The organism is Frankia sp. AvcI1 (assembly GCF_001420875.1).
GTDB classification, from domain to species: domain Bacteria; phylum Actinomycetota; class Actinomycetes; order Frankiales; family Frankiaceae; genus Frankia; species Frankia alni.
In genome coordinates this window covers 32253-40776 of record NZ_LJFZ01000047.1, presented here as the reverse complement: position 1 = coordinate 40776, position 8524 = coordinate 32253, and the positions used below count along the sequence as shown (strand labels likewise).

General features: G+C 70.2%; 4 protein-coding genes and 13 pseudogenes. 8 read left to right on the top strand and 9 right to left on the bottom strand.

Annotation, left to right across the window (positions count from 1 at the left end):
* The 8 pseudogenes from UK94_RS70785 to UK94_RS30050 all read left to right on the top strand — a co-directional run.
* Window positions 1-197: pseudogene (locus UK94_RS70785) on the top strand (prephenate dehydrogenase/arogenate dehydrogenase family protein); the annotation flags it as partial.
* 1 nt (window position 198) lies between these two features.
* A pseudogene (locus UK94_RS70780) lies at window positions 199-313 on the top strand (prephenate dehydrogenase/arogenate dehydrogenase family protein); the annotation flags it as partial.
* Window positions 314-644: 331 nt separating this feature from the next.
* A pseudogene (locus UK94_RS70775) lies at window positions 645-893 on the top strand (PadR family transcriptional regulator); the annotation flags it as partial.
* Window positions 894-1301: 408 nt separating this feature from the next.
* Window positions 1302-1423 (top strand): annotated as a pseudogene (locus UK94_RS70770) (pentapeptide repeat-containing protein); the annotation flags it as partial.
* 1 nt (window position 1424) lies between these two features.
* Window positions 1425-1469, top strand: a pseudogene (locus UK94_RS70765) (hypothetical protein); the annotation flags it as partial.
* 1 nt (window position 1470) lies between these two features.
* A pseudogene (locus UK94_RS70760) lies at window positions 1471-1651 on the top strand (pentapeptide repeat-containing protein); the annotation flags it as partial.
* 1 nt (window position 1652) lies between these two features.
* Window positions 1653-1799: pseudogene (locus UK94_RS75490) on the top strand (pentapeptide repeat-containing protein); the annotation flags it as partial.
* A gap of 135 nt (window positions 1800-1934) precedes the next feature.
* A pseudogene (locus tag UK94_RS30050) lies at window positions 1935-2477 on the top strand (alpha/beta hydrolase); the annotation flags it as partial.
* A 462-nt stretch (window positions 2478-2939) separates the two neighbouring features.
* Here the strand turns inward: UK94_RS30050 and UK94_RS30045 are convergent.
* The 9 genes and pseudogenes from UK94_RS30045 to UK94_RS70720 all read right to left on the bottom strand — a co-directional run.
* Window positions 2940-3782, bottom strand: coding sequence for a DUF4097 family beta strand repeat-containing protein (locus UK94_RS30045; RefSeq protein WP_011603724.1), 843 nt, complete (start codon window positions 3780-3782; stop codon window positions 2940-2942).
* 119 nt (window positions 3783-3901) lie between these two features.
* A complete protein-coding gene (locus UK94_RS70755) occupies window positions 3902-4552 on the bottom strand; it encodes a SidA/IucD/PvdA family monooxygenase (RefSeq protein ID WP_235490657.1) in 651 nt (216 codons plus the stop codon).
* Window position 4553: 1 nt separating this feature from the next.
* A pseudogene (locus UK94_RS70750) lies at window positions 4554-4961 on the bottom strand (SidA/IucD/PvdA family monooxygenase); the annotation flags it as partial.
* 1 nt (window position 4962) lies between these two features.
* Window positions 4963-5233: SidA/IucD/PvdA family monooxygenase (locus UK94_RS70745; protein WP_235490655.1), on the bottom strand; the 271-nt coding region annotated here is incomplete at its 3' end.
* Between the two features lie 294 nt (window positions 5234-5527).
* Window positions 5528-6541 (bottom strand): annotated as a pseudogene (locus UK94_RS70740) (FAD-dependent monooxygenase); the annotation flags it as partial.
* 22 nt (window positions 6542-6563) lie between these two features.
* Window positions 6564-6661, bottom strand: a pseudogene (locus UK94_RS70730) (FAD-dependent monooxygenase); the annotation flags it as partial.
* Window position 6662: 1 nt separating this feature from the next.
* A pseudogene (locus UK94_RS70725) lies at window positions 6663-7045 on the bottom strand (FAD-dependent monooxygenase); the annotation flags it as partial.
* A 1-nt stretch (window position 7046) separates the two neighbouring features.
* A partial coding sequence (locus tag UK94_RS75485; RefSeq protein ID WP_268761730.1) for a hypothetical protein occupies window positions 7047-7093 on the bottom strand: 47 nt, incomplete at its 3' end.
* A gap of 73 nt (window positions 7094-7166) precedes the next feature.
* A pseudogene (locus tag UK94_RS70720) lies at window positions 7167-8523 on the bottom strand (non-ribosomal peptide synthetase); the annotation flags it as partial.
* Between the last annotated feature and the right edge of the window lies 1 nt (window position 8524).

Genomic DNA, 8524 nt, shown 5'->3' with positions numbered 1-8524 from the left:
CGATGTCACCACGGCGGTCACCCGGCTCATGCGGGACGGGCACGCGGGGCGCGCGCTGCTGCCGCGTAAGGCCGGCGCCACGGCGCGGTCGTGGGGCTGGGTCGGCGTGGTGCTCGACGACCGGCCCGGGCAGCTCGCCGCGATCGTCGGCCTCATCAGCAGGTGGGACGTCAACATCGAGGACGTCGGTCCGTTCGNGCACAGCCTGGACGCACCGGCCGGCATCGTCGAACTCGCCGTCGATCCGGCGGTCGCGGACAGTCTCGTCGACCGGCTCACAGCCACCGGATGGACGGCATACCGACGATCCTGATGCGCGTCAGGGGTTCGCNCTCCCCTCGCCCCGCTCGGCCCGGGCGGCGAGCGCGTCCGCCGCGAGGCTGCCCGGCGATGACCTGACCATGCGGGTCAAGGGGCCCTGAGGCCGGCAGGCGGCGAGGGCGCGGGGGCATCGCACTGTCGGGGTGTCGGCGGGGACGTAGCCCTTCGAGGCCGCGACGGCCTCCAGCTCGTCGGCCCGGCGACACACCCCGCGCCGGGCCGACGCCGACGGGCGGCAGCCCTCGAACCTGACAGTACCTCTCTCACCCAAGTACCTTGACAGACACAGTACCTCGTGCGACAGTGTTCATGGAGGTACCGACATGAGCGACCGCAAGGTCACATCCGACCTACTACGCGGAAACACGGACACGATGATCTTGCGGCTACTCTCGGAGTCGGATCGTTACGGCTACGAGATCGTGAAGTTGATCGCCGAACGGTCTCAGGGCGAGTACGAGCTCAAGGAAGCCACGATGTACTCCAGTGTCCGGCGCCTGGAAGCGGATGGCGACATCACCTGGTATTGGGGCGACGAGACACAGGGGGGCCGACGCAAGTACTTCCGGATCNCCGAGAAGGGCCGACAGACCTACCTGCGCAACAAGGCGAACTGGGATCACGCGAAGCGTGTCCTGGACACATTGCTGTAAGGAGAGAGAACCCCATGAACGACGGGATCCGCGAGTACGTGGACGGCATCTTCGCGCCCTACGAGGACACGAAGAGCCTCAGTGAACTGAAGGCAGATCTCCTTGCAGACCTCCAGGAGCGTTTCCGTGAGCTCCGCGCCGAGGGCAAGGACGAGCACGCAGCATTCGAACTCACCGTCGACAGCATCGGCGACATCGAGAACACGGTGCAGGAGATGTCCAGTCTGTCCCGCCAGCTCGAGCGGAAGATGGTGACGCGGTTCGACGCGAGCGACCTGCGGAAGAGCGACTTCTCCGGCGTCTCCGGGCGCGGCGGGCGGTTCGAGNGGAGCGCGCTGCGCGGCTCGGACTTCTCCCACGCCGATCTCACCGGAAGCTCGTTCCGGAGCAGCGATCTCACCGAGGCGAACTTCGATGGCGCCAACCTGACCGACGCGAACCTCACGATGNCCGACTTCACCCGGGCCAGCTTCCACGGATCGCAGCTGGTCCGCANCGACTTCAGCACGTCAGGGCTCGCGGAGACGAGGTTCACCGACGCCGCCCTCACAGACGTCAGCTTCCAGAAGGCCTACCTGAGGCGCACTACCCTGACGCACTGCACCTTCACCGGCGTGGACTTCTCCTACGCCGACCTGCGCGGCCTCAACCTCGACGGCGGCACGTTCATAAGCGTGNGGTTCGACATGGCGGCGCTGGAGGACGTGTCGTTCCGCGGCGCGACGCTGCGGGACGTGTCCTTCCGGGGCACCAGCCGGAAGTACCGCAATGCCATTCGCACCGTGAACTTCGACGGGGCACGCATCGACAAGCTGACCTACGCCGNCCTCAAGGGACTCGGCGCGAACGTGGACAACGCGCAGGTTGCGTGAACAAGGACGCGCACGCAGCCACCCCCGCACACCACTGGACCTGACACAGGAGGCAGCCATGTCTGCCAAGCACCCCNCATGGACCGGCATGGTGCCGGTCGACGACACGACCCTGTACGTGGCCGACACCGGTGGATCCGGTCGCACCCTGGTGTATCTCAACGGTTCCTACGCGAACCAGAAGCACTGGCAGAAGGTCATCTCGGAACTGGGCGGCGAGTACCGGCACATCACCTACGACGAGCGCGCCCGCGGCAGGTCGAAGCGCTCGGCCGACTACTCGTTCGAGGCGTGCGTCCGGGACCTTGACGCCGTCCTGCGCGCGAGGGGCGTGGAGCGGCCGATCCTCGTGGGCTGGTCGTACGGGGCGATGCTCGCGGCGCACTGGGCCGCCCGGTATCCGGGCCGCGTCGAGGCGGTGGTGGCCGTGGACGGCGCCATCCCCTACGGCCTGACCGGCGCGGAGTCCGAGGAACGGATCCGGAAGCTGTTCCGTCGGATGCGACTGCTGTTTCCCATCGCCGCCCGGCTGGGTCTGGCCGCGCGGATGAGCGCCGACCAGCACGCGGACGTCAACATCGAGTGCAACGAGATGTCGGCGGTCCTCGCGCCGGTCCTTGATCGCGTGTCCNGCCCCATGTGGTACATCCTGGCCACCGGCGCTCACCTCGGCGCGGAGGAGGAGGAGATGGGCGAGGCGCGGGCCGCGCTCGACCCGGTCCTCGCCCGCAACCCCAACCTGCAGGTGGGCGCGAGGGTGACGAGCAACCACAGCAAGATCCTGCAGAAGGACTCCCCCGCCGTGGCCGGGGTGATCCGCCGCTGCACCGTCCCGCGCGACCACTCGGTCGGCTAGCGGAGCCTCCGACAACCACCGGACGCACGTCGTGCCGGGAGGCCACCAGACGAGCACCTGCCCCGTACCCGGGCCTGCTCTGGACCCTTCGTACGGTCCAGCGGCCCGGGGACGCCGGGCCTGCCTCGTCGCTGGCCGCCCGGCGGGTCTCCGGCGCGGTGGATCGGCGACGGCGCGACGACGCCGCGACGATGACGCCGCGGCGATCGACTGCCCTTGCCCGCTGCCCGCTGCCGCTCAGGCGCGGTGCACCCTGATGTCGCCGAAGGACGTGCGCGCCCGGATCTCGGCCCGGCGATCGGCCTTGCCTGCCTCGGCGCCACCCAGCTCGTCGCGCACGTGGCCGTGTCCGGTGTGGACGTCCAGCCGGGCGGCGGTGCCGGCGGCGACACCCACCTCGACGTCCCCGGTGGAGGTGCGCAGCGAGACCGTGCCGTCGACGACTCCGCCCACCCGGATGCTGCCGTTGGCCGTCTGGGCGTTGACCCCGGCGACCGCGCGATCGATGTCGATGTCGCCGTTGGAGTTGCGGACCTCGACGCGGCCGGCGGCCGCACCGATCTGGGTGGCGCCGTTGGAGTTGCGTACCACCGCGTCGCCGTCGACCGCACCGATGCGCACCGAGCCGATGCCGGTGCTGACGTCGGCGTTGCCCGCGACGCTGTCGACCGCGACATGGCCGCCCCCGGTGTGCAGCCGCACCGGCCCGCACCGCTCCAGCCGGATGGCCCCGACGGAGGTCTTGACCTGGCATTCTCCCAGCTCACCGACGCTGGTCACGTCCGCGAGGGATGCATCGCACGCCACCCGCGACCCGACCGGAAGCTCGATGGTCACGTCGACGGACCTGGTCCGGCGCGAGAAGTCCAGCCAGTGGGTCCGCGGGCCCCGCACCAGCAGCGCGCCGTCGGCGTAGTCGACGCGGGTCTGGCTGGCGGCCTGGACATCCGAGTCGTCGTTCGGGTTGGTCGGACGGACGTCGACGACCGTGTCCCCGCGGCTGGTCGCGATGATGCGCGCGTTGCCGGTGACAAGCTCCAGGGTGGCGACGATGCGAGACGGGGTGTCGAAGACAGACATGGGTAGTCCTCACGTGAATGCCGATGGCGCGGCCCGCTGCCGGTGCCATCGGAACAGAATCGGGATGGCTGTCGGGGGCACCGCGGTACCCGTGGAACCCACGGTCGGGTCCGAGCTGGTCAGGCCTCGGCGAGAACCGCGCACGGCGCGGTGCGCTCCGCGCTCCGGGCGACGATCGAATCGATGATCTCGCCGCTTCGCACGGCGATGTTCGACAGCAGCGAGGAGGACAGGCCGTGGGTGTGTTCGGTGCCGCCCTGCAGGTAGATGCCGCACTGCATCTCCGGCGCGGTGACGATGCGGTAGTCCCGCTCGATCCGGTACCGACCCGCCTCGTCGCGCAGGCAGTACTGGTCGAGGTCGCCGAGCAGACCCGTGGGTTCCATGGCGGCGTAGCCGGTGGCGCAGACGAGGACGTCCACGTCGAGGTCGCGAAGGTCTCCGTCGATGCCCGCCCGGAGGGAGACCCGGGTCTGCGCACCCACGGAACGCACCCCGGCAACTCTCGTCAGGCGGAGGAACCGAAGACGCCCGACGTCGCGCAGGTCGTCCTCGTAGGAGCGGCGATAGAGGTCCCTGATCACGCTGTCATCGACGACGGAGTAGTTCGTGTTGCTGTGGTACCGCCAGAGCGCCTCCCGCGTCCGCTCGGTGGCGTAGTAGTAGTCGTCGATCGCCTCCGGGTCGAAGACCTCGTTGGCGAAGGGGGTGTCGTCCGCGACGCAGTAGCCGTATGACGGGATGATCGCCGACACCTCGGCGTGGGGCAGNTCGTCGTACAGGAAGCGGGTGATCTCGGCAGCGCTCTGTCCCGCGCCGACCACCGCGACCCGGCGTATCCGCGCGGGGCTCGTCCGGCGGAACCTCTCCAGGAACTCGGAGCTGTGCCAGACCCGCTCGCCCCGCTCAACTCCCGCGGGCATCGTCGGCACCAGGCCCGTGGAAATCACCACGTTACGGGCCTCGACCATCCGGCTGGTTCCGCTGGCGGCGTCCGCGACCTGGAGGCACAGCCGGTCCGCCCGCTCCGGTCCGACGCCGGCCGGCAGCCGCAGCGACCTCGCCTCCGAGCCGTACGCCACGCGATGGGCGACCCGTGCCTGCGCCCACTCCAGGTACTGGTGGAACTCCTCACGGGTGGGGAAGAAGTCCTGGTTGTTCACGAACCTCGGCAGCCGGNCCGACTCGTGCAGATAGGCGACGAAGCTGAAACTCGACGTCGGGTTCCGGAAGGTGACGAGGTCCTTGAGGAAGGAGATCTGCATGGTCGCCGAGGGCAGCAGCATGCTGGGATGCCAGGCGAAGGAGGACCGCCGCTCGAAGAAGATGTTGCTGAACACGTTCCCCATTCCATTGACCCGGAACTCATCCAGGGCGACGGCAAGAGAAAGATTGGAAGGTCCGAAACCAATTCCGACCACATCGTAGATGTCGAACTCGCGAGCACTCATGGAACATTCTCCCGCCGACCTGGAAAGAAACTACGTGATTCACACTACTGATCGGACTGCTCCACACCCAGATAAGCGGCACCCGAGCATGTCTGCATTTCCATCGGCCGATTCGGCAAAGATAGACCCACGCGCCGGGCCCTTCAAGCACGGCAGAGCTGTTCGCATCCGCGGCTGCGTCAGCCGATGCGTCCGAGGAGCTGACGCGGCCGGGGCCCGACAGCGGTCGTCGTTCTGTCCCGTCGCCGGGACAGAACGACGACCGCGATCAGCCGCACCGGAACCACGCCCCGATCAGGACGACGTCGTGCGCCCGGGGCCTCGCCCGGGCCCTGCGGCCGCGACTCCTGACCGGGCTGGGCCGAACCAGGTGTGGAGAGCGGTGCGCAGCGCGGCGAGGTCAGCCGCGTCGCCGGCGCCAGCCACCCAAGCGACGTGGCCATCGGGGCGGATGAGCAGCGCGGCGGGGGCGCTGATCTCGCCGACGACGGGCACCGGCCAGAACGCGTCCTCGCTGCGTGCCTCGACCAGATCGACGCGGTCCGCCCAGCCGTGGGCGGCCGCCGCCAGTTCCGCGCTGCCCTGCAGGTCGAGCAGCACGCCGCGGGCGGCGTGCAGCAGCAGGTGCACGCTGGTCTCGCCCTCGGAGGTCTTGAGATCGGCGTCGGGAACGCGCAGTCCCGCCAGCGGATGACCGCCACCGACCGGATACCGGACGTCGAGGGCCGTCAGCATTCCGCTCAGCTGCCGGTTGACATCGTCGAACACGATGAGTGAACTGAACACGTCACGCAGGGCGTCCATCTGCGGACCGGGACGTGCCAGGGCCGACTGCGCCCGGGTGTTGCGCAGGACCCGCTCCGCGACCGGATGACGCTCGGCGTGATAGCTGTCCAGTAGTTCGGACGGAGCCCCGCCACGCACTACCGAGGCGAGTTTCCAGCCGAGATTGACCGCGTCCTGTACACCGATGTTGAGCCCCTGCCCGCCAGCCGGATAGTGAATGTGCGCCGCGTCGCCGGCGAGCAGTGCCCGGCCCTTGCGGTACTGGGCGGCCTGGCGGGCCGCGTCGCTGAACCGTGAGATCCACCGGGGGGCCCGCATGCCGTAGTCAGTCCCGGCGAGTCTGATCAGCGACTCGCGCAGCTGCTCGAACGTCGCCGGCTCGCCGTTCTCCGCGACCCGGTCGTACTCCGAGGTGATGACCCGGTACCAGCCGGCTTCGAAGGCGATCGCCGAGAAGTGGCCGCCTTCGCAGCGCCGCATGAAGATGTAGTCCTCCGGCAGGTCGGGTAGCTCGACGTCGCCNAGCAGCGCGGTCATGGTCGCNGGTGTGCCGGGGAACTCGATGCCGGCCAGCTTGCGCACCGCGCTGCGCCCGCCGTCGCAGCCCACCAGGTAACGGGCGCGCAGCGTCGTGGGGGCCGTNGGTGCCGTTCCCCACTCCACCGTCACGCCGTCACTGTCCTCGCGGAACCCACAGACCTCGGATGACCAGCGCACCCGGACGCCGAGCTCGGCGGCCCACTCTTCCAGGAGTCGCTCGATGACGGACTGCAGCACCATCAGCGGCTGGGCGTACCTGGACTCCGAGGCGTCGAAGTCCAGCCACAGCCCCGAGAAGTGGCCCACCGACTGCAGTTCGCCGGCCTCCAGGAAGCGGTCCAGCACCCCGCGCTGGTCGAGCACCTCCAGCGTACGGGAGTGCATACCGCCGGCTCGCGACTCACCCGTGCGCCCCGCGAGCCGGTCGAGCAGGACCACGTCGACGCCGGCCAGCCGCAGCTCACAGGCGAGCATCAGACCCGTCGGNCCGGCACCCGCGATCACGACGTCGGTGTCGACACCCGCGTCCCGCATGTCGCCGTTACTCATGTCACCGCACCTTTCCCATCCATGTGGATCACTACGTCCCGCCTCTGACGGACCGTGCTCACAGCAGCGCTCCCGCCCTGGTCCTTCTGCGCAGAGCCGGTCGGCTCGACCGCGCCAGGCCCTCCCACTTGTCCGAGAGGCCGACGATCGTGCGGGTCGCGAACAACGTCCGGATGGACACCTCGAGGTTCAGCTCGGCCCGGATCAGACCCACCAGTCGGACCGCGCGCAGCGAGTTGCCCCCCAGATCGAAGAAGTCGGCGTCGATGCTCACCCGTTCCAGCTCGAGGACCTCGGCGAACGCCCTGGCCAGGGTGCGCTCGGTGTCGTTGCGGGGGGCCCGGTACGTCCCGTGCCCGAAGTCGGGTTCCGGCAGGGACGTCTGGTCGACCCGGCCGTTGGCGGCCACAGGCAGGCGATCCACCCACACGAACACCGACGGCACGGCGGACGCCGTGAGCCGTTGCGCGGCGAAGCGACGCAGGTCGTCCGAGGACGGGCCGGCCACCGCGACGGACGAGTCCGGGCCGAGGGCCGCTCCGCTCTGCGCCGGGACCAGATAGGCCACCAGCCGCTGCTCCCCGGCGCCGTCCCTCCTCGCGACCACGACCGCCTGGGCCAGGTCGGGATGCGCCGCCAGCGCCTCCTCGACCTCCGCCGGCTCGACGGTGTCACCACGAATCCAGATCTGGCCGTTGGCCGGGCCCATGTACTCGAGGCCGCCGCCGGCTGCCCAGCGCACTCGGTCCGCCGTTCGGTACATGCGTGCGCCGCGGGGGCCGAAGGGGCAGGGCACGAACCTCGTCGCCGTCCGCCCCGACTGCCCGGGATAGCCGCGGGTCACGCCGGGCCCCGCCACGTACAGCTCCCCGGTCACCCCGGGGGGAACGGGGACCAGCCCCGGTCCCAGCACGTAGAGGGTGACGTGGTCGACGGGATGGCCGACGTCGCCCGCGGCCACGGGCGGATCGTCCGGCGTGAGCCGGCGGCCGGCGGCGAGCCCGGTCGTCTCCGGCGGCCCGAATCCGGTGACGATCGTCAGCTCGGGGCAGCCGGCCCGGGCTCGTTCGACCGCGGCCGCGGGCACCCGATCGCCTCCCGTCCACACCTCACGCACGTCGGCGAGGCAGGCGGGTCGCCGCGCCGCGATCGTGGGGAGCAGGTCCGCCGCCAGCGGCACCGTGTGAACCTGGGCCGCCGCGCGCGCGGTGACCAGGGCGTCGGCGTCCAGCTCGCCAGGCGGGGCCACGACCACCCGGCCGCCGCCGACGAGCGGAGCCCACAGCTGGAGCGCGAACGCGTCGACGTCCGGCGGGGCCTGCCAGAGCACGGCGCCGCGGGCACCCTCGCGCCAGCGCCCGTCCTGGACCAGAGCAGCAAGGTTGCGGTGCGTGACGGCGACGCCGGTGCTCGTGN

What these genes read in the sequence shown, in the direction of transcription:
- UK94_RS30045 (WP_011603724.1), bottom strand. Translation starts at nt 3,782, where the DNA reads ATGTCTGTCTTCGACACCCCGTCTCGCATCGTCGCCACCCTGGAGCTT.